The organism is Streptomyces sp. NPDC096048 (genome assembly GCF_044763415.1).
Classification (GTDB): domain Bacteria; phylum Actinomycetota; class Actinomycetes; order Streptomycetales; family Streptomycetaceae; genus Streptomyces.
Map to the genome: position 1 here is coordinate 328,902 of NZ_JBIWGG010000002.1, position 24,832 is coordinate 353,733.

Here is a 24,832-nt window from a genome sequence, read left to right on the forward strand (position 1 = left end):
CGCAGGACAACACACTCCACAAGCCCGCAAGAGGGGGAAGCTCCGACATGCCGACCTGCCCGAACGGACACCAGTCGGGTTCCGACGACTGGTGCGAGGTCTGCGGTCACCGCATGGCCGGTGCCGTGCCGCCCCCTCCCCCGCCCCCGCCCCCGGGCGGCGGCTACGGCTTTCCGCCGCCCGGCGGTCCCGGTGGTCCGGGCGGACCTGGCGGACCTGGCGGCGGCCCCGGCGGCCCCGGCGGCCCCGGCGGCCCCGGTGCCGAGCCTCAGCTGTGTCCGCAGTGCCGCACGCCGCGTGAGGGCGGGGCGCCGTTCTGCGAGGAGTGCCGGTGGAACTTCCTCACCAACACCGCCACCTCGTACACCCCGGCAGCCCCGCGCCCGCCGGCGCCCGGTGGTCCGGCGCCGCACTTCCAGCAGCCGCCGACGGGTCCGTCGTACGGCGGCGGTGACTCGTACGACTACCAGGGCTCCCGCCCGTCCCAGATGAACCGCCCCGCCGAGCCGATCCCACCGGGGCCGCCCTTCGGCGGTGACCCCTCGGGTCCGGGCGGTCCGGGCGGTGGCCCTGGCGGCCCGGGCAGGGGTCCCGGGGGTCCGGGGGGTCCGGGCAGTGGTCCTGGTGGTCCGGGCAGTGGTCCTGGTGGTCCGGGCGGTCCGAATGGTCCCTCGGGTCCCTTCAACCCCGGCGGTCCCAGTGGCCCTGGCCGCCCCGGCGGTCCAGGCGGTCCGGGCAGTGGCCCCGGTGGTCCAAGCGGTCCGGGCAGTGGCCCCGGTGGTCCGGGCGGTCCGAATGGTCCTTCCGGCCCCTTCAACCCCGGCGGTCCCGGTGGCCCAGGTGGCCCGCACGGTCCCGGAGGCTCTGGCGGCCCCGGAGGCCCGCCGCCCCCGCCCGGCTTCGGTGCCGACCCGTCGCGGCCGGTTCCGCCGGCGTCCGGGCCCGGTGGGCCGGGGGGCGCCCCGCAGGCCTACCAGCAGCAGTCCGGTCCGCCGGCCCCGCCCGCCTTCCCGCGGGAGACCAACCGCCCGCAGCAGGGCGGCCCGTCCTTCGGCGGCGGTGACGACGACTGGGTGCTCTCTCCGCCGTCGTCCACCGGACAGGGAGGACCGGGCGGAGCGGGAGGACCGGGAGGACCGGGCCAAGGGAACGGCTACGGCTACCCGCAGCCCGGCGCCACCCAGGCTCCGCCGCCCCCGCCGGGCGGCGGCTACGGGTTCCCGCAGCAGCCCCAGCAGCCTCAGCGGCCTCAGCAGCCCCAGCAGCCGACGACCTGGACGGCGACCATCGGCCCGGACCGCGATTACTTCATGGCGATGATGCAGCGCTCCGGCCCCGAGGCCGCGGGCCTGAACCTGCCCGCGTACTCGCCCGAGCAGCAGCGCACGCTCACCGGCAACCAGTTCACGATCGGCCGCCGCCGGCACTCCACCGGCGACACCCCGGACATCGACCTGGCGGTGCCCCCGGAGGACCCGGGCGTCTCGCACCAGCACGCGGTGCTGGTGCAGCAGCCGGACGGCAGCTGGGCGGTCGTCGACCAGAACTCGACGAACGGCACGACGGTCAACGGCGGCGACGAGCCGATCCAGCCCTTCGTGCCGGTGCCGCTCCAGGACGGCGACCGGGTGCACGTCGGCGCCTGGACGACGATCACGATCCGCCGGGGCTAGTCAGCGCCGTACGTCAGGTGAAGGGCCAGGCGTACGGGCCCTCCGGGTCGTCCAGCCAGGCCCAGGCCCGTTCGCCGCTGACGGTGATCCCGTAGCGCTCGCGCCGCGGCGCGTCCTCGCGGTCCCACAGGGCGTACGCCTCCTGCGGGTCGAGGCGGCCCCGGCCGAGCGCCAGCAGGAAGCGGAACAGGTCGTCCTCCCGGGCCCGGCGCGGCACCCCGCCGAGGCCCGGCGTCTCGGGCTCCGACCGTTCGGCGCCGCGCAGTGGCACGAAGTACGCGGGCGTGTGCAGGAAGCGGCCCTCGGCGTGCCCGGCGTCGCGGACCGTGAGGACGACCAGTCCCGTGGCGAGCGGGGTCAGGATCCGGCCGCCGGGACGGCACTGGGCGAGCCAGGCGCGCGGGATCGAGGGCAGCGCGCAGGTGGCGAGGATCCGGTCGTAAGGAGCGCGTTCGGGCACCCCGCGGGCGCCGTCGCCGGTGACGACGGCCGGGTGGTACCCGGCGGCGTCCAGGTGCCGGCGGGCCGACTCGGTGATGTCGGCGTCCAGGTCGACGGTGGTGACCAGATCGTCGTCGCCGAGCCGGTGGGCGAGCAGGGCGGCGTTGTAACCGGTGCCGGCGCCGATCTCCAGGACCCGGTCACCGTCTCTCACCCCCAGCTCCACCAGCATCATCGCCATCAGCGACGGCTGGCTGCTGGAGGAGAGCAGTTCGCCGTCGCGCAGCCGGGTGGCCAGCGGGGTGTCGGCGTAGGCGCCGTGCACCCAGCGCTCGCGAGCGTGCCGGTCGGGGTGTTCGCCCCAGCGGCGTTCGTAGCCGCCCCGGACGCCGACGTAGTAGTAGGGCACGAAAAGGTGGCGCGGGACCGTCGCGAAGGCCTCCCGCCACACCGGCTCGGCCGCCCAGGCGCCGCTCAGCTCGATCTCCCGCACCAGCTCCGCCCGCGCGGAGGCGGCGAGGCCGTCCAGATCCCGGTGCCCGCCCATGCCTCCACAGTACGGGCCGGGCGGCGGACGGCAGGGGTCCTAAGCCTCAAGACCTATGTCCACGCGTCTGAGACCATGGACGACGTGAATGAGATTCGGCGCGGCACGCTTCAGGAGCAGACCTTCTACGAGCAGGTCGGCGGGGAGGAGACCTTCCGCCGGCTCGTCCACCGTTTCTACCAGGGGGTCGCCGAGGACCCGATCCTGCGGCCGATGTACCCGGAGGAGGATCTGGGCCCGGCCGAGGAGCGTTTCGCGCTCTTCCTGATGCAGTACTGGGGCGGCCCCACGACGTACAGCGACAACCGCGGCCACCCGCGGCTGCGGATGCGTCACGCCCCCTTCACCGTCGACCGGGCGGCGCACGACGCCTGGCTGAAGCACATGCGGGTCGCCCTCGACGAGCTGGGACTCTCCGAGGAGCACGAGCAGACGCTGTGGAAGTACCTGACGTACGCGGCGGCCTCGATGGTCAACACCCCGGACTGACCCCGCGGTCGATCGGTCGATCGGCGAACGTGCGGCGGCGGGCTCAGCGCACGCTGATGCCCAGCGCCCCGGTCCCCGCCCGCCGCAGGACGACCGACCCGAAGGGCGTGCGCAGCCGCAGCCACGCGCCCGAGGAGAACAGCCTGGGCGCGGCCTCACCGGACAGGGGCTCCCCGGCAGGCGCCCGCAGGAACCCCAGTGACTGGGCCGCGTGCACGGCCCGCACCGGCAGCCCGGTGTCCCCGACCGTCCGGGACCATATCTCCCGCCCGATCCGGTCCAGCTCGGCCCGCGTACGGCCCTCGGGCGCCAGCTCGCCCGTGCGGGAACGGAACTCCGCCACCGCGGCGGCGACCAGCGCACGCAGGGCGTCCGGAGCGGGCAGTCCCGGCTCGGGCCGCCAGCCGCCGCGCGGGGGCAGCACCCCGGCCCACGGCGGCCCGGTCACCGCGCCCGGCACACCGGCGGTGGCGGCCGCCTCGTCCACCGTCTCCAGCAGCTCACCGGCGGAAACGGTCACGTCCAGCGTGACGTCGAGCCCGTTCTCGTACGGCTTGGCCAGCCGCACCGCGCGCACGGCCAGCACCTCGAAGGAGGGCGGCCGGCCGAAGACGGCGAGGGCGGTACCGGCCGCCTGGAGGCGCACCGCCGCCGAACGGTCGTAATGGATCAGCCGGGAGAGGAAGGCCGCGAGATCCGCGGCCTCCCCCTCGTCTGCCAGATGGAGCACCGTCATGCGGCGACGGCCTCCTCCTTGTCGTCCGTGTACTCCCGGAGGAACTCCCGTTCCTCCGCGGTGATCCGGCGGGGCCGCTGCGTCTCGAAGTCGAACGGCACGATCACCGTCGAGGCGCGGACGTAGACCTGGTCGCCGTCCTTGACCTCGTAGGTGAGCGTGAAGGAGGCGGCCCTTATCTCCGTGACCCACAGCTCGATGTCGACCGGGTGGTGCCGGTGGACGAGCTGCCGCTTGTAGTCGATCTCATGGCGTGCCACCACGGACCCCTGCTTGAAGTCCTTCTCCGGGCGGAACAGGAAGTCGATACGGGCCTCCTCCAGGTAGCGGAGGAAGACCACGTTGTTGACGTGGCCGTACGCGTCCATGTCCGCCCAGCGCAGTGGGCAGCGGTAGATGTGCCGCAAGATCAGCCCCGGGTCAGCTTCTTGTAGGTGGCGCGGTGCGGACGGGCCGCGTCCGCACCGAGCCGCTCGACCTTGTTCTTCTCGTACGAGTCGAAGTTGCCCTCGAACCAGAACCACTTGGAGTCACCCTCGTAGGCGAGGATGTGCGTGGCGACGCGGTCCAGGAACCACCGGTCGTGGGAGACGACCACGGCGCACCCGGGGAACTCCAGAAGGGCGTTCTCGAGGCTGCTGAGGGTCTCGACGTCGAGGTCGTTGGTCGGCTCGTCGAGGAGCAGCAGGTTGCCGCCCTGCTTGAGGGTGAGCGCGAGGTTGAGCCGGTTGCGCTCACCACCGGAGAGCACGCCGGCCGGCTTCTGCTGGTCCGGTCCCTTGAAGCCGAAGGCGGAGACGTACGCCCGCGAGGGCATCTCGACCTGGCCGACGTTGATGTAGTCCATCTCGTCGGAGACGACCGCCCAGAGCGTCTTCTTGGGGTCGATGTTCTCGCGGCTCTGGTCGACGTAGGAGATCTTGACCGTGTCGCCGACCTTGATGGTCCCGGAGTCCGGCTCCTCGAAGCCCTGGATCATCTTGAAGAGGGTGGTCTTGCCGGCGCCGTTGGGGCCGATGACACCGACGATGCCGTTGCGCGGCAGCGTGAAGGAGAGGTCGTCGATGAGGACCTTGTCCCCGAAGCCCTTGCTGAGGTTGTTGACCTCGACGACGACGCTGCCCAGGCGCGGGCCCGGCGGGATCTGGATCTCCTCGAAGTCCAGCTTCCGCATCTTGTCGGCCTCGGCGGCCATCTCCTCGTACCGCGCGAGACGCGCCTTGGACTTGGCCTGCCGCCCCTTGGCGTTGGACCGCACCCACTCCAGCTCGTCCTTGAGCCGCTTGGCGCGCTTGGCGTCCTTCTGGCCCTCGACCTTGAGGCGGGTCTGCTTGGTCTCCAGGTACTTGGAGTAGTTGCCCTCGTAGCCGTGCAGCCGGCCGCGGTCGACCTCGCAGATCCACCCGGCGACGTTGTCCAGGAAGTACCGGTCGTGGGTCACGGCCACGACGGTGCCCTCGTACTTGGCGAGGTGCTGCTCCAGCCAGTTGACGGACTCGGCGTCGAGGTGGTTGGTGGGCTCGTCGAGCAGCAGCAGGTCGGGCGCCTCCAGCAGCAGCTTGCACAGCGCCACACGCCGCTTCTCACCGCCGGAGAGGTTGACCACGGGCCAGTCAGCGGGCGGGCAGCCCAGCGCGTCCATGGCCTGCTCCAGCTGGGCGTCGAGGTCCCAGGCGTTGGCGTGGTCCAGCTCCTCCTGGAGCTTGCCCATCTCCTCCAGCAGGGCGTCCGAGTAGTCGGTCGCCATCTGCTCGGCGATCTCGTTGAACCGGTCGAGCTTGCCCTTGACCTCGGCGACGCCTTCCTGGACGTTCTCCAGGACGGTCTTCTCCTCGTTCAGCGGGGGCTCCTGCAGCAGGATGCCGACCGTGTAACCGGGAGACAGGAAGGCATCCCCGTTCGAGGGCTGCTCGAGCCCCGCCATGATCTTCAGAACGGTCGACTTACCGGCACCGTTCGGTCCGACCACACCGATCTTCGCGCCGGGCAGGAAGCTCAGGGTGACGTCATCAAGGATCACCTTGTCGCCGTGCGCCTTGCGCGCCTTGCGCATGGTGTAAATGTACTCAGCCAAGAGAAACCGTCCGGCAGCTTGATCAGGCAGTGGGCAGATACACCCCATCTTGCCGCACCGCCACCCCTGGGAGAAAACGCGTTCCGGGCGGGGGCTCTGACCTGGGGTTTCCCGGATGCCGCCGGAGCCTCGCCTGTCACTGCCGGTCACCGTCGGTCGGCCTCGGGCACCCTCGCACGGCCCAGAGACGGCCCAGCCCGAGGGTGCCGCTCCCCCGCTGCGCGGGGCTACGGTGCTGCCGTGACCAGCTCGTCGGAGCGCCCCCTCCTCTTCCTCGACGTCGACGGCCCACTGATCCCTTTCGGGTCGTCGGCTGGCCATTCGGAGGTCGCTGCCGCCTCCTCGACGACCGTCGATCAGGGGAACCCGTTGCTGGTCCGACTCGACCCCGGGATTGGGGCGCGCCTCATTGCTCTGCGCTGTCAGCTCGTGTGGGCGACGACCTGGATGGAAGAAGCGAACGAAGTAGTCGCCCCGCGCATCGGCCTGCCGAGGCTGCCGGTGCTGGAGTGGCCGGACGCCGATGCAGGAGGAACCCCGCGCGGCCTCCACTGGAAGACTCGCCCCATGGTCGAGTGGGCCGCCGGCCGACCCTTCATCTGGGTCGACGACGAGATCAGCGCCATGGACCGCCTCTGGGTCGACGCCAGCCACCCCGGGCCTTCACTCCTGCACCAGGTCGAGCCGACCAAGGGCCTCAATGGCGCCGACTTCTCCGCGCTCGCCGGATGGCTCGATGCACAAGGCCACCCGACTTCAGGGGCTGCCTGCGCTCAGAGCAGGACGGAGAATCATCGGCCATACGGCGGACCCTAGACGTGGCTATCGATTGATCGGGATCTCATAGACGATCTCGCAGTGAGCCGCGGGGACCACGATGTCCGCTGTCTCCACAGGCCGACCGTCGTCGCTGTAGTACGTCCGCCGAATGTGCGTGACAAGGGCAGCTTTCTGGATGCCGAGTAGCGACGCCTCCTCGGCGGTCGCCTGCCTCGGCTCTGGCTGCTCCACGGCATGGCTGACCGTGATGCCGATCGCGGCCATACGGTTCACGACACCCGCTCCAGCATGCGGCCCGCCCTCGGGGAGAACGACGAGAGTGCCGGCGGTGAGTTCGTACGGCTCCCAACTCGTCGACAGCTGCACCGGCCTGCCGTCCGCCAGGAACTCGTACGCGGTCCGCACGCACAGTTCGCCCTCGTCGATCCCGAGTCGCGCCGCGATGTCTGCGGGGGCCGGCACCTTGGCGTCCGTCCGACTCTCCCAGTCCCCCTGCCTACCCACGGCCTTCATGTCAGCCCGGAAGGGCGACCCGCTCGGCTGCTCACGCGCCGACGAACGCACCACCCGCACCCGCTGCCTGGGCTCGGCGACGTAGGTTCCCGACCCAGCGCGGCCTTCCAGCACACCTTGGGAAATCAGCAGCTCTTGCGCCCGACGGACCACGTTCTCACCGACGCCGCACTCCTGGCCGATCTGAGCGCGGGAAGGCAGGCGGTCTCCCGGCTCCCACGCGCGCTCCGCGATCCGCCGCCGTAGTTCGTCGGCGATGCGGAGATAGGGCGGTTGCTCAGGCATATGGAAAATCTAGTCCACTAGCTCTAATCTAGTTAACTAGCTTCACTCAAAGTGATCGCCGGTGACGGAGGCTGCCCTGTGCCCGCTTCGGGAGTTAGCGCGGCGGCCCTCGCCGCCCAGCTGTCCGCCCTCGGACTTCCCACGCGAGTGGAGGAACACCCCCGGCACACGTCGGTGGAAGCGGAGGTGCCGGACGCGCTCTCCGCCGAGTCATGGCGGGAGGTCCTGGACGTGGTGGCTGAGGCCGACCGATTCGGGCTTCTCGCCACCAGCTTGAACGGCCGCACCTTATGGGCGGTCGTACGCAAAGCGGTCCCCACGACGGGCGATGTCGGGGGACCGAGCCATCAGCGATAGGAGCTGAACAGCGTGCTCAACCGTATCCGCCGCGCCTTCTCCCTCACCAGGGCGCGGAACTCCCCAAGAGGCAAGCACCGCCGGCCGTTAGTGCCCGACTTTCCTCACCCGCCTCTTCCCGTCTCTCGTAGGCCCAATGGCACGTCGGCCCCGGTCTTGGGCCGTACAGCCGACGACGCGGCATCTCACCGCAACCTGCTCAGAGGAGAGGACGTGGCCCTGGTCCGCCCGTACGTCCTGGCGGTGGAAGGACGCGTCCGGACACGTGCGATGGTCATCGCCCCTCATCTCTCGGCGGACGCCTGGTCAGCGCTGACGGGGGTGCACTGATGCCGCATCGTCGACAGCCGCACATCGCAGACGTCCCGTCCGTCCCCTACCGCTCGACTGCATGCCGGCTCGGCACGCACCACGTCTGCGTCGACGCCTCCCCGATGCCGGTCCCGGCTGACATTCCAGTGATCTGCGAGGCGTGCGACTGCCCTTGCCACTCGGGCGTTGACCCGTCCGCAGTCTTGGGGGTGACGCGGTGAGGGCGTATGCCCCCGGCGGCGCACTGGTCTCCAACATCGAGGTCACAGCGACGACCGTGCAGCGCGGCGACATCATCCAACTCGGGGGCCATGCCTTCCGGGTGAGAGACCTCTTCCAACTCCCCCAGGGAGCGAAGCAACTGGTCTTCGAGTCGGGCGAACTGCTGACCATACATGCGCGTACCCGACTCGTCGCCGTGCGAATGCTGAGAAGGCGGTGACCAGCTCCATGCGCTCGAGCCACCACGACATCGCCGACGACCTCCGGCAGGAGATCACAGCCGGCCGCCTCCTGCCGAGCGAACGCCTTCCATCCGAGGCTGCCCTCGCCGACCGCTACGGGATCAGCACGGTGACGCTGCGAAGAGCACTCGCCGTGCTCCAGAGGGAAGGCCTCATCGAGAAGATCCACGGCAAAGGCAACTTCGTCCGCCGCCCTCACCGCAAGATCATGTACGTCGGCGGCTGGGGCACCCTGGACCCGTGGACCGCCGGCGAGCCGGACTTGCGCGTCACCATCCGCAGCACCACAGTTCAGGCTCAAGCGCACTTGACGACCTTGTTGAAGGTGCCCACAGGCAGCCCCGTCGTGGAGTTCACCTGCGTCAGCCGCGAAGGAGAGTCACCTCACGGCCTGGCGCGCGTCTACATGCCGCACGACCTGGTCCCACCCGAAGCGCTCGACGACGCCTCCACATTCAGAGAGGCAGTCAGAAGGTTCGCCTTCCTCGCTCCACCCCCGACTGCTGCTCGAGAGACGGTGAGCGCTCGCTTCCCGACACCGGACGAAGCCTCGGCCCTCCGGGTCGGCATCGCCTCCGTCGTCCTCTCCATCACTCGTATCGCCACCGACTCCACGGGCCGCGTCATCGAAGCCGCGCTCCTGGCCTTCCCGGGGGATCGAGTCGACGCCGTCTTCACCGCCCACCACGTGATCGACGAAAGGCAGAGCCAAGGATGACAGCACCGAACGAACTGCGACTCCTCCCCTGGTCGGGCCCAGGAGGCAAGCCCTGCTACCTGAGCACCGACGCCCAGGGCGGCTACATGTCCCGATTGGCGGACAGCATCGAATCAGCCCAACTCGACACAGCGGTTGAACTGCTGACGCTGGCATCAGAGACTTTGAACAGCCAGGATGCTGCCCTTGGCGACGTACGGACGCTGGCCATGGAGCTGACCGAAGCTTTGCGGGACGTACTCCGCGTCGCATCCAGCCGCGGTCACCTCCTGGCACTGCGCGACCCGGCCCTCCAAGAGAGCTAACCCCGCCAACTACGCCGCCATCTCTTGACCACGCCCTACGTGTCCTGTCTCCCAGGTCGGCGTATCCGTCGAAGCCCACGACGTCACGGGAAGCCCACGGCTCTGACAAGCCTCAGAGGCCGTGGGCTTCTGGCATGAGGGCTCCTTACCGGGCTTCCAAAGACGGCAGCATGGTGCTCAGCAGCCACGCAGCACCGTTCGCTTGTTCACCGTCCCCGTGAGCTGCTTCTACCATCGCCATGAGCGCAGCACCCTCGCCTGTCCCGAGGCGGTACACCAGCACCACGCGATCTTGACGCTTGGGTATTTCGAACGGTACGTGACCAAGTCCGGCCGCCCGCAGGCCAGCAGAGATCTCGGCTACTACGTTCTTCTTCGCCCGGGCTGCCCCCACAGCGTTGCGAAGTGTCTTGACGCTGACAGCTGCATAGCCTTTGCCTGCGTCTACGGCCTTCTCGACCTCGCTGAGATCCAACGTTCCCTCCACCTTTGGCGGGCTGTGACCCTACCCAGTACATCGGGGCTCCATCCACCCCGAGTGCCACGCCAGGATCCCGCAGGGTGGGATCGGCCAACGGCTCCGGAGGGTCCTTGCGGCTCACGCATTACTGCTGTTCAGAGGCGTGCGAGGGCTGACACATGCAACTGCCGTCCACGAGTCGGCCACGCCGCAGTTGAGCAGATCGGGATGGTTCTCTGGGGCACCGGGGCCACCTTCGTGTATGTCAGATCCCAGCTGGCGGCAGTGCACCATCCGTCCGGACTGTCTCCACGCGTGAGAGGAAGTCACGATGTGCCCTCAGCGTGTCGTCAAGGAGCTCATGCCAGCCTCGGATGTCAATTCGATGATCGTTTTGCATTGAGGAAATAGAAACGCTGCTGAGCTTATCCGTGTGATCCGCGATGAATGTGAGCTTCCGTACCGGGAACTGTTGTCCGAGTGTCGGGTTTGAGTCCAGGAAAGTATCCAGATCGGTCAAATAGTTGACTGCTCGTAGATACTCCGCGTCAGTCAGGTGGTAGTCCATCCGCTTGATTTCAACGATCCATAGAGTGCCGGAGTCGTGAAGCATGACGAAATCAGGCTCGCGACGGTGACGGTTAATGGCAGTAGTTACAAGGGCCACGCCTTCTTTCTTGAAATACCACGCTTCGAATGACTTCCTGACTCGCTCAAGTGATTCGTTCATTCCAAGAGGGGTCCATTCTGGCGCCAGTAGCCAGGGGGCTTGCTCGAGGAGCTCCTGCAATGGCTGCTCCAACGTCGTTCCGTCGTTGATGAGAGAGGTCAGACGGTTTACGACCTCGATGCGCTCAGAGGCCACTTGGCCGAGCGAGTACATCTCGGCGATCCGGGCCTTCTGGAACAGTCCAAGGATGATGTCCAGGGGGCTTTCTGAGACCTCGGCGACCTGGTGAAGTGTTTCGAGGAGGGTCTTGTGCGGGCCGATCACCTTAGAGAGCTCGAATACCTTTTCTGCGTGTTCGGGATTGGATACCGACTCCCGATCTCGATCCGAAACGAGGAGGCGAGCGGCTTGCTTGACGGAATCCTGGTACTCTTTGTCCCCTGGAGCTTCCAATTCAAGGCGCTCGCTGATTTTTGAAGTTTCCTGGAAGTCTTCCCATGTCTGCTTAGAGAGTGCGGTTTTCCCTCTCTTCGCCAGTTCACGAATAACAGCCTGCCCCCACCTCTTCAGGGCATCGCCGGCTTCCGAGCTCCAGATGATATCTTGGCGATCGGAACGAATTAGGTCGTCGTTTTCGTCCAACCATTCAGCGTGGATTTCTCCCACGAGGTACGAGCGAATGCTGTACTCGCCGTGAAACCCTGAAGGAATTCCGAAGTCGCGAGTCTGGGAAACAATCTTGCCTCGCGAGAAGATTCGAACTCCCGCCATCGCTTCATCTTTGTACGGTTTCCGCGTGTAAGCAAGCCACCCCGAGATGGGAAGCATTTCTCCGACCTCCGTTTCCACGCAGCGGTCATCGAGGATCATCTTGGTTTCTTCCAAAATATCGATGTCCAGTTCCCCGAGGTGCAGCGATTCAGGGAACAGGGTGCCCTCGGTGTTGTGCAACTCCACGTTCCAGTCGGCTCGCTTGATTCCAAACCGAGCAGAGAGCTGCCGATGAAGCTCTGTGCCCGACGGAACCCGCTTCCGTCGAAAGTCTCGCAGCTTGATCGTGGTGCCGTGGTCAGGCGCCCAAGTGCCGTCCAGAGGGCCGGGAGTCGGGTGATATACGTTGTGGGTATCGTCGAGGATGTCATTCAATGACAGGATGAGGTGAGCCACCTCGTATCCCTTGTCGATCTTATCTCCGCCAGCGGTGATAACTTCGACGGTTTCACAAATTCCGAATGGCGCCAGCTTGCCGATGCCTTTGCGTCCCATCACGGGCCTGTTCTTGTCCCGAGAGGAGTCTTTCCCGAAGCGCTTCCTGCGGTCAGATCCGACTGTAAGGTAATGGCTATTGACTTCGGCGGCAGTCATACCGTGGCCGTCATCCGTGATCGTGATCTCGTATGGTCCGACCGCCGCGCCTCCCGCCTTTGCGGCCAGGAACACGCCCCAAGGGAGGTAGACCTTCACGCTCTCGGCGTCGGCGTCGTAGGCATTGGCGATGACTTCAGCGAGCACGGCGGACACGCGGTCGTACATCTTGATGCCCAGCTTGTCAACAGTTAGGCGACTGATCCGCATTGTGTACGGTTCGCCCGAAGGGGCAGCGTCGCTGGGTGTGAAGTCGTCGTGCCCCGGCGCGCTTTGATTCGGGATCGCTGCGAACAGAGCCCCTTCGTCGGCCCCTTGGTCGTTGGCCTCGTACCCGCTGTGCTGCTCCACCCTGTGCCCCTCCCGTGACGGCCGCCCACCTCGGTGATGGTCGGTCACCTTCAGTGCACATAGTGTGATCCAGTAGCGGTCAACGCGCCAGGGCTGCTGGTGCTTTGCTACCTCTGCAGGGCTAAGATCCCTCCATGCTCAGACCCAGTGCCGTCGACCTGTTCGCTGGGGCCGGGGGGGCTACTCGGGGCCTTCGAGACGCCGGCCTCAACGTTCTCGCTGCTGTAGAGAACGACGCGGAAGCTGCCGCAACTTACCGGCAGAACCATCCGAGGGTGAAGCTCCTGAGCTGCGACATCCGCCAGGTTGATCCGGTCGATCTCCTGCACTCGATTGGGCTCCGGCGGGGGCAGCTCGATGTCCTGAAGGCGTGCCCTCCATGTCAGGGGTTCTCGACTCTGGCCAAGGGAGAGGTCGATCAGGATCGCAACGACCTCGTGCTTGATGTGGCCAGGTTCGTTGACGGGATGCTGCCGAAGATTCTCCTTCTGGAAAATGTGCCCGGGTTGCAGCGCGATGCCCGTCTTTCTGCCCTTCTGGACCATCTTCGCAGTAAAGGGTATACGTTTCGAGGGGCTGCGCTAGACGCCACATCATTTGGGGTTCCACAGAGGAGGAGGAGGTTCATTCTATTTGCCGTGCGTGAAGACTTGCGCTTTTCTCCTGATGAGGAAATTCTGGACCTTCTGCCAGGGTCCTTCGCGACGAGTAGGCGGACAGCGCGTAACGTTCTAGATCACTTGAAGCGGCACCTGCGTCCTGGGGACCCGCTGGACGTGCATCGTGAAAGCAGTCTTTCTGTGAGGCGGCGGATTGAGTCCATCCCTATCAATGGGAATAGGTTCGATCTGCCAGAGGAGCATCAGCTCGACTGTCATAGAAAGTTGAAAAATAGGTCGGCTGCCAGCTCGTACGGCCGTATTAAGTTGGATGAACCTGCGCCTACGATGACCACGCGATGCACCACGCCGGCTTGTGGCAGCTTTGTGCATCCAACCGAGCATCGCGGGTTGACGCTGAGGGAAGCTGCTACCTTTCAGACATTCCCAGTTAGCTATAGGTTCTCCGGAAACTATGGATCAATCGAACGTCAGATTGGCAATGCTGTTCCGGTTCGTATGGCCAAGGGTCTTGGGCTGATCGCGTCTGCCATCCTTAAAAGGGGCGTTACAGCTTCGGTGAGTGACGTCGCTCTGGTGTAGGGGCCAGCTCAGCCCACCAATCACCCCAGCTCTCATCCCGTCCGCCGTCGACCCACACATCGTGGAGCGGGCGTGGTTCAGGGGCGTCAAGGTGGAGCGCGCCACTGTACGAACGACCTTGACGCCCCTGGGCCGCGTCTGCTCGGCTCTGCCTGGGTCGACGGTGGACGGGATGGGAGCACCCCGCGCGCACCCCTACGGGTCCGCAGTCAGCGACGGCTCCCTCCATCCCGGTGCCGGCCGATCCCCCGCCGGAGGCATCATCTTGTACCCGCGGATGACGTCCCGCCCTTGCCCGCATGCACGCAGCGCGCCGCCGGGCGCGGCCAGCCGGGGCGAAGACAGGAGGCGGGCCGCGCCGTAGAGGCGGCGCGCGCCCGCGCCGTGCGCGGGCCTTGATGAAGTAGGGAAAGTCTTATCCCGCTGGGATGAGGTGCTTGCCATCGTGGCTTCGCACGTGGGGGCCGTTGCCGTCCAGGGCATCCAAGAGCCTGACTGCGTAGACCTCGGCCATGTACTTGCTCACCTCGTCGGGCGTGAGCCAGGAGACGGCTGTCGACTCGCTGGATGTGCGCTCGGTGCCGCCGGAGGGCTTGCACCGGAATACCAGGGCGACGATGCCTCGGGTGGTGTTCTTGTAGACGCCGGTGAGTTCGTCGACCTCGACGTGGATGCCTGTCTCTTCCCAGACTTCGCGGGTTACGCCGGCTTCTGGGGTCTCGTTGAGTTCGAGTACGCCGCCGGGGAGTTCCCAGGTGCCGTTGTCGGCTCGGCGGATGGCCAGGAGGCGGCCGTCTTCGCGCACGACGACTCCGGCTACGGATACGGAGTGCAGGGGCGGCGACGTTGCTTCCTGTGGTTGACTCATGTACAGGAGCATAGGAGGCATGGAAGGACTATGGGAACTGCGGTAGAGGGGGGCAGGTCCGGGCCTCGGTACGTGCAGATCGCGGACGAGATCGTGCGGCAGATCCGGGCGGGTGTACTCAAGCCCGGTGACATGGTGCCGAGTGAATCGGAGCTGGTGGATCGCTACGGCGTGTCCGGCGGCACGATCCGCAAGGCCATGGTCGAGGTGCGGGCGAGTGGGCTGGTCGAGACCCGGCACGGCAAGGGCTCGATCGTGAAGGACCGGCCGCCGGTACGGCACCGTTCCTCCGACCGTTTCCGGCGTTCGCTCCGACAGGGCGGCAAGGCCGCGTACCTCGCGGAGTCCGCGCAGTCCGGTGCCACGGCCAAGGTGAGCGTCCTCTACATCGGGCCTATGGAGGCCCCCGCGGATGCCGCTCAGCGGCTCGGTGTCCCCGCCGGCACTCAGGTGCTTGCCCGGCGGCGCCTCTACTTCCGCAACGGCACCCCGGTCGAGACCGCCTCCTCCTACCTCCCGTGGGACGTCGTCAAGGACATCCCGGAGCTGTTCGCAGAGAACCCCGGCGGCGGTGGCATCTACGCCCGACTCGAAGACCACGGGCATGAGTTCGCCGAGTTCGTTGAGACGCTGCAAGCGCGGCCGGCCTCCAAGGCGGAAGCCTCCGAGCTGGCGCTGAGTCCGGGTGCGCCGGTGGTTCATCTGATCCGGGAGGCTCGTACGACGGCTGGGCTCGTGGTGGAGGTCTGCGACACGCTCATGGCTGCTGACCAGTTCGTTTTCGAGTACCGGATCCCTGCGGCTGACTGACGCCCGCTCAACTTCTCCCAACCCGTCGTGACTTCGGTGTCCCGGCGGGTTGACTCATATACAGGAGTGATGCACTCTTCTTCATGTCACTCATGTACATGAGTGGTGGAGTTCAGCACCTATAGAGGAGTGATCCGCTGTGCGTCAGATTCCCGTAGACACCTCCGCTGCGGTCGTGATGGTCGCCAAGACCCCGGAGCCCAAGGTGAAGGACCGCCGGACCGGCGAACTGGCCCTCGACGCCGAGACCGGCGCGAAGCTGATGACCGTGAACGTGATGTTCGCGGCCAACGATGAAGTCGAGATCCTGTCCGTCACTGTCCCGGAGACCGGCATCTCCGGGGAGCTGACCATGGGCACCCCGGTCGCGCTCACGGGACTGATCGCCCGGCCGTGGGAGAACGACTTCAACGGCCAGAAGCGGCACGGCATCGCCTTCCGCGCGGTCGCCGTCACCTCGCTGGCCACCACGGGCACGGGCTCGAAGGCGGCCTGAGCCATGACGTGGCCGACGGTCTTACTGCTGGTGGTCGTCGCCGCTGCGGGTCTCCTGCGGTGGCGGCGTCCCGCCTGGTACTGGATGACCTTCGGGGTCACCTTCGCTGTCGTGCGCGTCCTGGTCCGCTACGCCTCCGTCATGGAGGCCTGCGGGCTGACGGTCCCGCCCTCGCGCTGGCGCCTCATGCTGGCCAGGATGACCAACCGCCCGGCACCGGAATCCCGCGCGCCGCGCATACTGCGGCTGCGGCCCACCCACACCGGCCTGGTCCTGCGGCTCAAACTCCGCCCGGGACAGGACGCCTTCGACGTCGCCGCCGCCTCGGACCGGCTGCGCCACTCCTTCGCGATGTACGGCGTCACCTCCCGTGAGCTGCGCTCCGGCGTGGTCGAGATCCGGATGACCGGCTACGACGTACTCAAGCGGGTGCAGATGCCGGCCAAAACCGACACCCGACCGATGCGTGTCCCGGTCGCGCTGCAGGAGGACGGCTCGGTGCACTACCGCGACTACCGCGCCGTCCCGCACGGCCTGACCCTCGGCGCCACGGAGTCCGGCAAGTCCGTCTATCAGCGCAACCTCGTCGCCGGGCTCGCCCCGCACCACGTCGCGCTGGTCGGCATCGACTGCAAGCAAGGGGTCGAGCTGTTCCCGCTGGCCCGCCGGTTCTCCGCGCTCGCCGACAACCCGGATACCGCGCTGGAGCTGCTGGAGGCGCTGGTGTCCCACATGCAGGACGTCTATCAGCTCATCCGCGCCGAACAGCGGATCAGCGTCGCCGTACCGGATGCCGAGATCGCCGCCGACATCTGGGACCTGCCCGAGGACCTGCGGCCGGTGCCGGTCGTCGTCCTGGTCGACGAGGTCGCCGAACTCGCGCTCTTCGCAAGCAAAGAGGAAGAGAAGCGCCGGGACCGGATCATCACCGCCCTCGTCCGCCTCGCCCAGCTCGGCCGCGCGGCCGGCATCTACCTGGAGATCTGCGGGCAGCGCTTCGGCTCCGAACTCGGCAAGGGCATCACCATGCTCCGCGCCCAGCTCACCGGCCGCACCGCCCACCGCGTCAACGACGAAACGTCCGCGAACATGGCCTTCGGCGACATCGCCCCGGACGCCGTCCTCGCCGCCATCCAGATCCCAGCCGAGACGCGCGGAATCGCCATCGCCGGGGACTCCACCGGCGGCTGGCACCGCATCCGCGCCCCGCACACCACGCTGCGCCAGGCCGTGAACGTCTGCAACAAGCACGCCGACCGCACCCCCGAGCTGCCCGCCCTCGCGCCCTTCCGGCCCGCGGTCGCTGCGCTGCCCTCGGCCCGCGTGCCGCTGTCCAAGACGGCCCCCGCCACCGCCTGAAACCTTCCCCCTCCCACGGTCGGCGCGACCGTCCTTCGCGCCGGGTCCCTACCCCCGCCATGCCTGATCACAGGAAGGAGCCGTGATGGCCCGCCCCGCTCTCCGTATCGACGCCGTACTCGTTCAGGCCGTCATCGCCGGGGCGCTGTCCTTCGCCCACCTCCACGACCTCGCCGCCGCTGCCGGACAGACCGGCTGGAAAGCCTGGGCCTATCCCGTCTCGGTCGACCTGCTCCTGGTCGCCGCCTGGCGACGGCTGCGTGCCGACGGCCCGTCCCGGCTGGCCTGGTGCTGGTTCATCATCGCCCTGGTCGCCTCGCTCGGCGCCAACGTGGCCACCGCCGGGCTCCTCGACCTCGGCGACGTCCCGCCTTGGCTACGCATCCTCGTCGCGGCCTGGCCCGCCCTGGCCTTTATGGGCGGCACCCTCCTCGCTCACTCACCCGCAGAACCGTCCCCGGATCCCCCGGCATCCTCCGACCCAGCTCCGGCCCCTGCGCCCGAACCCACCGCCGCCAAGCCGGACCCGGCGCCCGAGCCCCCCGCCACCCCGCAGACCCAGGAAACCCCCGCTCTGCCCACGGCTGTGCCGGTCCCGGCCGCGCTCGTCGACCACGCCCGCAAAGTCGCCGACGACCACCACACCCGCACCGGTGTCCGGATCGACACCGACACCCTCCGCGCCCGCCTCGGCGTCCCGCCGCACCTCGCCGATGCCATCGCTGCACAGCTCGGATGACATGACCGCGACACGTTAGGAGATCGACTGACATGCCCGCCCGCGACTTCTTCCACTCCGTCATGCGGATCGGCCCCGTGCAGATCGGCATCCACCGCGACCGCCGAGGCCAGACCAAACACGCCGCCGTGTGCACCAACGACCGCTGCGGCTGGTCCGCCGACTACTCCAGCCAGTCCGCCGCGCAACTCGCCGCCCGCACCCACCGCTGCCGCGTCAGCTAGGAGGCCACCCGATGGACGTCCCGCTCTGGCTCGCGCTCCTCGCCGTCGGCTACCTCGGCGTCAAGCTCATCCGCCCGCCCTGGTGGCTCATCGCCGTACTCCTCCTCGGCGGCTTCCTCATCGCCGACAGCGTGCTGGCCCCCGTCGTCAACGGCTTCGTCAAGTAGCACAACCTAACCTGTAGGGAGAACACCGATGCTCCGCCCGAAGATCCCGACCAACCCCACGCCCGCCGGCCACCTCGCGCCGCCCGTAGTCGTGGAGCCGACCGCCGTCGTGCCGAGTGCGCAGGTCCCGCCTCCTGCTCCGGTCGCTGCCGCGCCGTCCCGGCCCACGGTGCAGCTCACCCCCGGCACCGCCCTCGCCCTCGTCGGCGGCGGAACGGCCGTCGTCCTGGTCGTCGGCGCCGTTCTCGTCTCGATGCTCTTGGCCGTCGCCATCACCGGCGCCTCGGTCGCCGTCTGCGCCCTGGTGATCCGCTCCCTCATCCACGCCGACGCCAAACGACGCTGACCGGCCCCCGGGCGGCCTCGATACCGCCAAGCATCCGCCGCCCGGGCGCCGTCCCCAACCGATCTCACAACCGGAAGGAAGCACCCAGCATGGCGCACCGCGCCCCGACCGCGCATGCCCCGCTGCTCGACTCGACCACCCTCGGCGACCTCCTCCGCGTCGCCTCGGCCCCCGACTACACCCGGTGGGAAGACCAGATCCGCCGCACCGGCGGCTGCTCCGACCCCATCCACCTCACCGGCTGGACCCTCCACAAGGACAAGACCACCGGCGAGACCCTGCACCACTACACGACCGCCGTTGAGCCCGGTGGACGCCTCCGCCTCGCCTGCGGCAACCGCCGCGCCGCCCGCTGCCCGTCCTGCGCCTGGACCTACGCGGGCGACACCTACCACCTCATCCGCGCGGGCCTGGCCGGAGACGACCGCCGAGACGTCCCCGCCACGGTCCGGGATCACCCGCGTGTGTTCGCCACGCTCACCGCTCCCTCCTTCGGCCCGGTCCACAACCGGCCCGACCACGACGCCTGCCGCTGCGGTACTCAGCACGCCCCGGATGCCACGGAGTTGGGCACCGCCCTCAACCCCAGCACGTACGACTACGCGGGCGCCGTCCTGTTCAACAACCACGCGGGACAGCTCTGGCAGCGCTTCACCACCCGCCTTCGTCGCGAACTCGCCGCCCGCGCCGGCCTTACCCGCCGAGAACTCGCTGACCGTCTCCGCGTCTCGTACGGCAAGGTCGCCGAGTTTCAGAAGCGTGGGGCCCTGCACTTCCATGCGGTGATCCGGCTCGACGGACCGGAGGGGCCCGGAACACCGCCGCCCGCCTGGGCAACGGTCGACCTCCTTGCCGGCGCGATCCACGCTGCCGCAGCGCACTCATACACGTCCGTCTCCGTCCCGGCCGCCGGGGACCAACCGGCCCGGTCCTTCCGCTGGGGCACACAGCTCGACGTACGCCCAGTGAAAGCGTTCGGCGACGGCTCCGATATCACCGAACAGGCCGTCGCCTCCTACGTCGCCAAGTACTCCACCAAAGCAGCCGAGAACACCGGCACGCTTGACCGCCGTATCGGCGAACTTGCGGAACTCGATCGCCACCAGGTCCCAGACCACACCCGCCGACTCATCACCGCATGCCGCGACCTGGACCGCCTCTACCCGGACCGGCGCCTCTGGGCCTGGGCTCACATGCTCGGCTTCCGCGGCCACTTCTCCTCCAAATCCCGCCGCTACTCCACCACCCTCGGCGCCCTCCGCCAGACACGCGCCGACTACCGCGCCGCCCAGGAACACGCCGCCCTCGCCCTGGACGACCGCGAGCCGGACACCGTGCTCGTCCTCACTGACTGGCAGTACGCCGGCCACGGCCACACCCCCGGCGAATCCGCCCTCGCCGCCACCATCGCCCGGGATCTCCAGCTCAACCGAGAAACCGCACGTGAAGCCCTACGCGACCAACTCGCCACCGAAGGGAAGTGCTGACCATGCCCTCAGAGCTGCCAACCCGGTTCCTGACCCCTGAGGACCTGGTCGAGATGTTCGAGCTTCCCAGCGTCGAGACGGTCTACCAGTGGCGGCGCAAGCGCACCGGCCCCCGTGGCTTCCGCGTCGGCCGGCACCTCCGCTTCGACCCGAGCGACGTGCGGTGCTGGGTCGACTCGCAGCTCGGGGAGGCCGCCTGATGGCCGGCCACATCCAGGACCGCTGGTATCGGACCGAAGTAGGAGCAGACGGTAAGACGCGCAGGGTCAATACCGACCGCCACGGAACGGGCATGCGCTACCGGGCCCGCTACATCGGCCCCGACGGCACCGAGAAGTCCAAGAGCTTCCCCGACAAGCAGAAGCGCTTGGCTGACGCATGGCTGACCAACATCGAAGCTGACATGGCGCACGGGCAGTACATCGACCCGAGGGCCGCCCGTGTCACCTTCCGCGAGTACGCGGACCGCTGGCTCGCCGCGCTTACAACCGACCTCACGAGCCGGGCCGCCGTCGAAGGCAGGCTGCGCCTCCATGCCCTGCCGTATCTCGGCACGCGTCCGATCGGCTCGTTCCAGCCCGAGCACATCCGCGACTGGAACCGCCAACTCGAAGACGCCGTGGCGTCTGCCCAGTACCGGCGCCTCATCTTCGACGCGGTGTCCTCCGTACTCAATGCGGCCGTGGATGACCGTCTCCTGGCCTCGAACCCCTGCCGGGCCCGATCGGTCAAGGCACCTCGTCCCGCGCCGTCACGCGTCCATCCCTGGTCCGCTGAGCAGGTCTTCGGCGTACGGGCTGGCCTCCCCGAGCGGTACCGGGCCATGGTCGACCTGGGTGCCGGATGCGGACTCCGACAGGGTGAGATCTTCGGTCTGGCCGTCGACAACATCGGTGACCTCGGCTGGCTCTACGTCCGCCAGCAGGTCAAGAAGGTACGCGGCACGCTCGTCTTCGCCCCGCCGAAGCGCGGCAAGCTCCGTGACGTCCCCCTCGACCCGGAGGTGTCGATTGCGCTCCGCGAGCACATGGCGGCCTTCCCGCCCGTGGCCATCACCCTGCCCTGGCTGACCCCGACCGGTCCCAAGGTCACTCACCGGCTCCTCTTCACCAGCGGTATCGGCGCAGCCATCTGGAGCCAGGCGTTCAACGACCAGTCCTGGAAGCCCGCCCTCGCCTCCGCCGGCATCATCTCTGCCCCCGAGAAGGGCAAGCGCTACGCCGCCGCCCGCGAGCACGGCATGCACGCGCTCCGGCACTTCTACGCATCGGTCCTCCTGGACGCCGGAGAGAGCATCAAGGCCTTGAGCCTCTACCTCGGTCACAGCGACCCGGGGTTCACCCTCCGGGTCTACACGCACCTGATGCCGTCCAGCGAGACGCGGACGCGGAAAGCCATCTCCGCGATGTACCGGGCCGCCGGTCACGCTCACGACGGCCCAGAGACGGCCCAGGCTGCCTGAGACGGCCCCTCGTCGGCGATAAAACCGCTGGTGAGGGGCCTTTTCATGCCCTCTCGCGGTAAGTAACACCCCATCTTGCCGCACCGCCACCCCTGGGCGGAAACGCGATCCGTCCGAGCCCTCTGACCTGGCCTTTCGTGCGTCGAGCTATCGTGCCACCGTGACCAGCACGGCGGATCACCCTCTCCTCTTCCTCGACGTCGACGGCCCCCTCATCCCGTTCGGGTCACCGGTCGACCGGCCGGAGATCGCTGCTGACGGCACCCTGACGTCCGTCGATCAGGGGAACCCGTTGCTGGCCCGGCTCGACCCCGGGATCGGTGCCAGCCTCATGGCCCTGGGCTGCCCTCTCGTGTGGGCGACGACCTGGATGGACCAGGCGAACGAGGTCGTCGCCCCGCGCGTCGGCCTACCGAGGCTTCCCGTGATGGAGTGGCCGGACGCCTGTGTCGAGGAAGGCCCGCGGGGTCTGCACTGGAAGACCCGCTCCCTGGTCGAGTGGGCCGACGGTCGGCCATTCATCTGGGTCGACGACGAGATCAGTGCCATGGACCGCCTTTGGGTCGCTGACGGCCACCCCGCGCCGGCACTGCTTCATCGGGTCGACCCGGCCAAGGGCCTCGTGGACGCCGACTTCCACGCGCTGGCCGGGTGGCTCAGTACCGTCGCGCCACGATGAGTACCGCCCCAGCAAGTCGATCCACGAACACGAAGGAGGCGTGCCGAACGCCGGCTGCTCCGTGGAGTCCCGCGACCGCGCGCAACACGTCGGACAGTCCCAGCCCAACCGGGAATCAACCGCCATTCCGCCCCTTTCGAGCGACCGTACAACCCTGCACGACTCTCGTGGGTCGCTTTGTTCGTTGCGCTTCGACGCCACGAACACGACGCCTGGGAGGGCTTCCGTTGAACCATGTCAGCCCCACCGGACGGCGCCTCGCCGTTGCCGCTGCTGTCGCTCTCGCTGTGACGGCCGGCGGCCTGACCGCCCCGGTTCTCGCGGCCGACCCGGCGGTGACGGCACCCGCCACGAACCATCAGGCGGCGATCGCCGTACCGCCCGACACGGTCGCCCTTTCCGGCGGGCCCACGGGCTTTCTGTCGCGCCACAAGGAGGGCGAGACCGACGTCTACACGTGGAGACGGTACGACGGCATCCGGACCCCACTGCCGGGCGGGCCGTACAGAGCGGATCCGGGTACGGACACCGTCGTCCGGATCGAGGGCACTACGCACACCTTCATCGACATGGCCACGGGCAAGGAGCTGATCTCTTACAACCTCGACGGGGAGTACCACGTCCTCCGCTACCAGGGAACCACGCTCGTCGCATCCAAGCGCGTGGACAACCGGCGGGAGCCGCACCTGTTCGACAAGGACGGCCAAGGCCGGGTCGTGGACCGGACGGTGACCGGTCTGCCGGAGGGCATGTCGTGGCTTGCCGCGACGAACACCGACCCGCACACGTTGCTGCTCCGCGGTTTCAAGCGTACGGACGGGACATGGGAGCAGCGGCTGGCCGTTGTGGACCTCGCCTCGGCTTCGGTGACGGCGACGTACGACATCCGGAACAACGAGAATGTCATCCGTCCCGCCGGCGGGACGGGGACCCATGTGGTCTGGCACGAGCGGAACGCCGAGGGGAACTCGGTCCTGGCGGTAGTCCGGCGAGGCTCCCGGGAGATCAGCCGCAGCACGTGGGTGAAGAGAGCGAACGAGACCACGCTGACGTTCGGCATCGCGGGCGACTGGGCCGTGTACAGCGACCCCGAGGCCTTCACCGCCCTGGGACCGGTCGGTCAGTCGGACCTGACCGCCCGGTCGTTGATGACGGGCAAGACCGTCCAGCTCCTCGCGCACGCCACCTCTGTCGTTCCCACCGCCGACGGCGGTCTGATCGCGACCGGCGGCACGATCGAGCACGGCGAGGGACTGTACCGGATCACACCCGGTCCGAACGGCGACCGTCCCACCGTGTCCGTCCTGGCCACCACGGGAGTCCCCACCGCCCTCACCCCCCTGTCCGAGCCCCTGGCGCCGCGCGGCGCCGTCGACCTCGATCAGGCGGGTGGAAGGGTGCCGGCCGCCTGGACACTCAGCCGCTCCAACGCGCGCGTCCACCTGAAGCTGGTCCACACCGCCACGGGCACGTCCGACGCCGTCACGGCCTGGGGGCCCGTGCCGGACACGACGGAGTTCCGCGTGGACTGGGACGGGCTCCTGGACAAGTTCCCGGCGTATCGGGGCGCGTACACGTGGACGATGAGGGCCGAGCCCGCGAACGGCATTGGGCCGGCCGTCGAGCGCACCGGCTCGTTCACCGTCACCCGCGCACCCCGCTCGCACGACTTCGACGACAATGGTTCGCCGGACATCTTCAGCCGCTCCTCGACCGGGGTCCTGTCCCTGTACGACGTCGGCCAACTCCGGCACCTGTCCTACGACGAGACGCCGCGCCGGACCAGGATCGGCGGCGGGTGGAACACGTACGACAGGATCGTCCCCGCCGCCGGCGGACTCGTCGCCCGCGACAAGGACGGCGTCCTCTGGTCGTACGCGGGTATGGGCGACGGCACCCTCACCCCCCGCAAGCGCGTCGGCGGCGGATGGAGCATCTACGACGAGCTCACCAGCGGCTCCGACCTGACCGGTGACGGTCGGGACGACCTCCTCGCCAGGGACAAGGCCGGCGTGCTGTGGCTCTACCCCGGCAAGAACGACGGCACCTTCGCCGCCCGCAAGCGCGTCGGCGGCGGCTGGGGCGTCTACAACCAGCTGACTGCCACCGGCAACCTGGCGGGCGCCCCGGCCGGCGACCTCGTCGCCCGTGACAGGTCCGGCGTGCTGTGGCTCTACCTCGGAAAGGGCGACGGCACCTTCACGCCCCGATCACGGATCGGCGGCGGCTGGAGCGGGTACCGGATCATCGGACCGGGGGACGTCGACGGCGACGGTTGGAGCGACGTGGTCACTGTCCCCGAGAGCGCCGGCACCAACACGTACATGAGGTTCTATTACGGCACGGGGCAGTGGAGGACGCCGTTTCCCGCTACCGAACCCGGTGCCCACCTGAACGGACTGGACCCGCTCCTCTGATCGGCCGGTTCGCTTCTTCGGAACTCAAGGTGGCCT

At 68.3% G+C, this 24,832-nt stretch carries 28 protein-coding genes; 20 read left to right on the top strand and 8 right to left on the bottom strand.

The genetic code is table 11. The features are described from left to right. Positions 1 to 47: 47 nt before the first annotated feature. Complete coding sequence (locus ACIQ6R_RS05970; protein ID WP_404219027.1) at positions 48 to 1,673, top strand: FHA domain-containing protein; 1,626 nt, start codon at positions 48 to 50, stop codon at positions 1,671 to 1,673. Positions 1,674 to 1,686: 13 nt separating this feature from the next. Here ACIQ6R_RS05970 and ACIQ6R_RS05975 read toward each other — a convergent pair whose 3' ends face one another. Continuing rightward, entirely contained in the window at positions 1,687 to 2,661 is a 975-nt protein-coding gene (locus ACIQ6R_RS05975; protein WP_404219029.1) for a methyltransferase domain-containing protein, read from the bottom strand. Between the two features lie 75 nt (positions 2,662 to 2,736). Here ACIQ6R_RS05975 and ACIQ6R_RS05980 point away from each other — a divergent pair, with 75 nt between their 5' ends. Next, positions 2,737 to 3,150 carry a globin gene (locus ACIQ6R_RS05980; RefSeq protein ID WP_404219031.1) on the top strand — a complete coding sequence of 138 codons (414 nt, stop codon included), beginning with the start codon at positions 2,737 to 2,739 and terminating at the stop codon, positions 3,148 to 3,150. Between the two features lie 43 nt (positions 3,151 to 3,193). Here the strand turns inward: ACIQ6R_RS05980 and ACIQ6R_RS05985 are convergent, their stop codons facing one another. The 3 genes from ACIQ6R_RS05985 to ettA are packed head-to-tail and all read right to left on the bottom strand — an operon-like array spanning position 3,194 to position 5,960. Continuing rightward, positions 3,194 to 3,886 carry a hypothetical protein gene (locus tag ACIQ6R_RS05985; protein WP_404219033.1) on the bottom strand — a complete coding sequence of 231 codons (693 nt, stop codon included), beginning with the start codon at positions 3,884 to 3,886 and terminating at the stop codon, positions 3,194 to 3,196. Then, complete coding sequence (locus ACIQ6R_RS05990) at positions 3,883 to 4,293, bottom strand: acyl-CoA thioesterase (RefSeq protein ID WP_404177516.1); 411 nt, start codon at positions 4,291 to 4,293, stop codon at positions 3,883 to 3,885. The genes ACIQ6R_RS05985 and ACIQ6R_RS05990 overlap by 4 nt, the downstream gene beginning before the upstream one ends. 2 nt (positions 4,294 to 4,295) lie before the next feature. Then, on the bottom strand, positions 4,296 to 5,960 hold the full coding sequence (gene ettA, locus ACIQ6R_RS05995) for an energy-dependent translational throttle protein EttA (protein ID WP_404177513.1): 1,665 nt from the start codon (positions 5,958 to 5,960) through the stop codon (positions 4,296 to 4,298). 240 nt (positions 5,961 to 6,200) lie between these two features. Between ettA and ACIQ6R_RS06000 the strand changes: the two genes are divergently transcribed. Continuing rightward, positions 6,201 to 6,776 carry a hypothetical protein gene (locus ACIQ6R_RS06000; protein WP_404219035.1) on the top strand — a complete coding sequence of 192 codons (576 nt, stop codon included), beginning with the start codon at positions 6,201 to 6,203 and terminating at the stop codon, positions 6,774 to 6,776. Positions 6,777 to 6,782: 6 nt separating this feature from the next. Here the strand turns inward: ACIQ6R_RS06000 and ACIQ6R_RS06005 are convergent, their stop codons facing one another. Next, positions 6,783 to 7,538 carry a GntR family transcriptional regulator gene (locus tag ACIQ6R_RS06005; RefSeq protein ID WP_404219037.1) on the bottom strand — a complete coding sequence of 252 codons (756 nt, stop codon included), beginning with the start codon at positions 7,536 to 7,538 and terminating at the stop codon, positions 6,783 to 6,785. 78 nt (positions 7,539 to 7,616) lie between these two features. Between ACIQ6R_RS06005 and ACIQ6R_RS06010 the strand changes: the two genes are divergently transcribed. The 4 genes from ACIQ6R_RS06010 to ACIQ6R_RS06025 all read left to right on the top strand — a co-directional run bounded on the left by ACIQ6R_RS06010 (position 7,617) and on the right by ACIQ6R_RS06025 (position 9,694). Next, entirely contained in the window at positions 7,617 to 7,895 is a 279-nt protein-coding gene (locus ACIQ6R_RS06010; protein ID WP_404219616.1) for a hypothetical protein, read from the top strand. A 529-nt stretch (positions 7,896 to 8,424) separates the two neighbouring features. Next, a complete protein-coding gene (locus ACIQ6R_RS06015) occupies positions 8,425 to 8,649 on the top strand; it encodes a hypothetical protein (protein WP_329470890.1) in 225 nt (74 codons plus the stop codon). Positions 8,650 to 8,657: 8 nt separating this feature from the next. Then, positions 8,658 to 9,389 (top strand): GntR family transcriptional regulator, encoded by a 732-nt coding sequence (locus tag ACIQ6R_RS06020; RefSeq protein ID WP_404219618.1) that lies wholly within the window; start codon positions 8,658 to 8,660, stop codon positions 9,387 to 9,389. After that, positions 9,386 to 9,694 (top strand): hypothetical protein, encoded by a 309-nt coding sequence (locus ACIQ6R_RS06025; protein ID WP_404219040.1) that lies wholly within the window; start codon positions 9,386 to 9,388, stop codon positions 9,692 to 9,694. Before ACIQ6R_RS06020 ends, ACIQ6R_RS06025 begins: the two co-directional genes overlap by 4 nt. A 145-nt stretch (positions 9,695 to 9,839) precedes the next feature. Here ACIQ6R_RS06025 and ACIQ6R_RS06030 read toward each other — a convergent pair whose 3' ends face one another. Both ACIQ6R_RS06030 and ACIQ6R_RS06035 read right to left on the bottom strand, forming a co-directional pair. Continuing rightward, positions 9,840 to 10,169, bottom strand: coding sequence for a hypothetical protein (locus tag ACIQ6R_RS06030; RefSeq protein ID WP_404219042.1), 330 nt, complete (start codon positions 10,167 to 10,169; stop codon positions 9,840 to 9,842). Positions 10,170 to 10,419: 250 nt separating this feature from the next. Continuing rightward, entirely contained in the window at positions 10,420 to 12,540 is a 2,121-nt protein-coding gene (locus ACIQ6R_RS06035; RefSeq protein WP_404219044.1) for an ATP-binding protein, read from the bottom strand. Positions 12,541 to 12,674: 134 nt separating this feature from the next. Here ACIQ6R_RS06035 and ACIQ6R_RS06040 point away from each other — a divergent pair, with 134 nt between their 5' ends. After that, positions 12,675 to 13,742: a DNA cytosine methyltransferase gene (locus tag ACIQ6R_RS06040; RefSeq protein ID WP_404219046.1), complete on the top strand. Its 1,068-nt coding sequence runs from the start codon at positions 12,675 to 12,677 to the stop codon at positions 13,740 to 13,742. Between the two features lie 415 nt (positions 13,743 to 14,157). On the opposite strand, the gene ACIQ6R_RS06045 is transcribed toward ACIQ6R_RS06040, so the two are convergent. After that, on the bottom strand, positions 14,158 to 14,622 hold the full coding sequence (locus ACIQ6R_RS06045; RefSeq protein ID WP_404219048.1) for an NUDIX hydrolase: 465 nt from the start codon (positions 14,620 to 14,622) through the stop codon (positions 14,158 to 14,160). A gap of 18 nt (positions 14,623 to 14,640) precedes the next feature. Between ACIQ6R_RS06045 and ACIQ6R_RS06050 the strand changes: the two genes are divergently transcribed. From ACIQ6R_RS06050 to ACIQ6R_RS06105, 12 genes are all read left to right on the top strand, one after another. Continuing rightward, positions 14,641 to 15,420, top strand: a complete 780-nt coding sequence (locus ACIQ6R_RS06050) for a GntR family transcriptional regulator (protein ID WP_404219050.1) — start codon at positions 14,641 to 14,643, stop codon at positions 15,418 to 15,420. 139 nt (positions 15,421 to 15,559) lie between these two features. Beyond that, positions 15,560 to 15,916, top strand: a complete 357-nt coding sequence (locus ACIQ6R_RS06055; protein ID WP_279566084.1) for a hypothetical protein — start codon at positions 15,560 to 15,562, stop codon at positions 15,914 to 15,916. 3 nt (positions 15,917 to 15,919) lie between these two features. After that, positions 15,920 to 17,275, top strand: coding sequence for an FtsK/SpoIIIE domain-containing protein (locus ACIQ6R_RS06060; RefSeq protein ID WP_404219052.1), 1,356 nt, complete (start codon positions 15,920 to 15,922; stop codon positions 17,273 to 17,275). A gap of 85 nt (positions 17,276 to 17,360) precedes the next feature. Beyond that, positions 17,361 to 18,014 carry a DUF2637 domain-containing protein gene (locus ACIQ6R_RS06065; protein WP_404219054.1) on the top strand — a complete coding sequence of 218 codons (654 nt, stop codon included), beginning with the start codon at positions 17,361 to 17,363 and terminating at the stop codon, positions 18,012 to 18,014. Between the two features lie 32 nt (positions 18,015 to 18,046). Next, positions 18,047 to 18,238 (top strand): mobile element transfer protein, encoded by a 192-nt coding sequence (locus ACIQ6R_RS06070; RefSeq protein ID WP_404219056.1) that lies wholly within the window; start codon positions 18,047 to 18,049, stop codon positions 18,236 to 18,238. An 11-nt stretch (positions 18,239 to 18,249) separates the two neighbouring features. Beyond that, positions 18,250 to 18,405: a hypothetical protein gene (locus ACIQ6R_RS06075; RefSeq protein ID WP_003950175.1), complete on the top strand. Its 156-nt coding sequence runs from the start codon at positions 18,250 to 18,252 to the stop codon at positions 18,403 to 18,405. Between the two features lie 28 nt (positions 18,406 to 18,433). After that, positions 18,434 to 18,751: a SpdD-like protein gene (locus ACIQ6R_RS06080; RefSeq protein WP_404219058.1), complete on the top strand. Its 318-nt coding sequence runs from the start codon at positions 18,434 to 18,436 to the stop codon at positions 18,749 to 18,751. 89 nt (positions 18,752 to 18,840) lie between these two features. Further along, positions 18,841 to 20,238, top strand: coding sequence for a replication initiator protein RepSA (gene repSA / locus ACIQ6R_RS06085; protein ID WP_404219060.1), 1,398 nt, complete (start codon positions 18,841 to 18,843; stop codon positions 20,236 to 20,238). 2 nt (positions 20,239 to 20,240) lie between these two features. Further along, positions 20,241 to 20,438, top strand: coding sequence for a helix-turn-helix transcriptional regulator (locus ACIQ6R_RS06090; protein ID WP_404219063.1), 198 nt, complete (start codon positions 20,241 to 20,243; stop codon positions 20,436 to 20,438). After that, on the top strand, positions 20,438 to 21,700 hold the full coding sequence (locus ACIQ6R_RS06095) for a tyrosine-type recombinase/integrase (RefSeq protein ID WP_404219065.1): 1,263 nt from the start codon (positions 20,438 to 20,440) through the stop codon (positions 21,698 to 21,700). The genes ACIQ6R_RS06090 and ACIQ6R_RS06095 overlap by 1 nt, the downstream gene beginning before the upstream one ends. Positions 21,701 to 21,860: 160 nt before the next feature. Then, positions 21,861 to 22,379, top strand: coding sequence for an HAD domain-containing protein (locus ACIQ6R_RS06100; protein ID WP_404219067.1), 519 nt, complete (start codon positions 21,861 to 21,863; stop codon positions 22,377 to 22,379). Between the two features lie 227 nt (positions 22,380 to 22,606). Further along, positions 22,607 to 24,796, top strand: a complete 2,190-nt coding sequence (locus ACIQ6R_RS06105; RefSeq protein WP_404219069.1) for an FG-GAP repeat domain-containing protein — start codon at positions 22,607 to 22,609, stop codon at positions 24,794 to 24,796. The last annotated feature ends 36 nt before the right edge of the window (positions 24,797 to 24,832 follow it).

Excerpts from the sequence above, each read along its gene's own strand:
- ACIQ6R_RS05970 (WP_404219027.1), top strand. The coding sequence starts at position 48 with ATGCCGACCTGCCCGAACGGACACCAGTCGGGTTCCGACGACTGGTGC.
- ACIQ6R_RS05975 (WP_404219029.1), bottom strand. The coding sequence starts at position 2,661 with ATGGGCGGGCACCGGGATCTGGACGGCCTCGCCGCCTCCGCGCGGGCG.
- ACIQ6R_RS05980 (WP_404219031.1), top strand. The coding sequence starts at position 2,737 with ATGGACGACGTGAATGAGATTCGGCGCGGCACGCTTCAGGAGCAGACC.
- ACIQ6R_RS05985 (WP_404219033.1), bottom strand. The coding sequence starts at position 3,886 with ATGACGGTGCTCCATCTGGCAGACGAGGGGGAGGCCGCGGATCTCGCG.
- ACIQ6R_RS06005 (WP_404219037.1), bottom strand. The coding sequence starts at position 7,538 with ATGCCTGAGCAACCGCCCTATCTCCGCATCGCCGACGAACTACGGCGG.
- ACIQ6R_RS06020 (WP_404219618.1), top strand. The coding sequence starts at position 8,658 with ATGCGCTCGAGCCACCACGACATCGCCGACGACCTCCGGCAGGAGATC.
- ACIQ6R_RS06025 (WP_404219040.1), top strand. The coding sequence starts at position 9,386 with ATGACAGCACCGAACGAACTGCGACTCCTCCCCTGGTCGGGCCCAGGA.
- ACIQ6R_RS06040 (WP_404219046.1), top strand. The coding sequence starts at position 12,675 with ATGCTCAGACCCAGTGCCGTCGACCTGTTCGCTGGGGCCGGGGGGGCT.
- ACIQ6R_RS06045 (WP_404219048.1), bottom strand. The coding sequence starts at position 14,622 with ATGCTCCTGTACATGAGTCAACCACAGGAAGCAACGTCGCCGCCCCTG.
- ACIQ6R_RS06050 (WP_404219050.1), top strand. The coding sequence starts at position 14,641 with ATGGGAACTGCGGTAGAGGGGGGCAGGTCCGGGCCTCGGTACGTGCAG.
- ACIQ6R_RS06060 (WP_404219052.1), top strand. The coding sequence starts at position 15,920 with ATGACGTGGCCGACGGTCTTACTGCTGGTGGTCGTCGCCGCTGCGGGT.
- ACIQ6R_RS06065 (WP_404219054.1), top strand. The coding sequence starts at position 17,361 with ATGGCCCGCCCCGCTCTCCGTATCGACGCCGTACTCGTTCAGGCCGTC.
- ACIQ6R_RS06070 (WP_404219056.1), top strand. The coding sequence starts at position 18,047 with ATGCCCGCCCGCGACTTCTTCCACTCCGTCATGCGGATCGGCCCCGTG.
- ACIQ6R_RS06075 (WP_003950175.1), top strand. The coding sequence starts at position 18,250 with ATGGACGTCCCGCTCTGGCTCGCGCTCCTCGCCGTCGGCTACCTCGGC.
- ACIQ6R_RS06080 (WP_404219058.1), top strand. The coding sequence starts at position 18,434 with ATGCTCCGCCCGAAGATCCCGACCAACCCCACGCCCGCCGGCCACCTC.
- repSA (WP_404219060.1), top strand. The coding sequence starts at position 18,841 with ATGGCGCACCGCGCCCCGACCGCGCATGCCCCGCTGCTCGACTCGACC.
- ACIQ6R_RS06090 (WP_404219063.1), top strand. The coding sequence starts at position 20,241 with ATGCCCTCAGAGCTGCCAACCCGGTTCCTGACCCCTGAGGACCTGGTC.
- ACIQ6R_RS06095 (WP_404219065.1), top strand. The coding sequence starts at position 20,438 with ATGGCCGGCCACATCCAGGACCGCTGGTATCGGACCGAAGTAGGAGCA.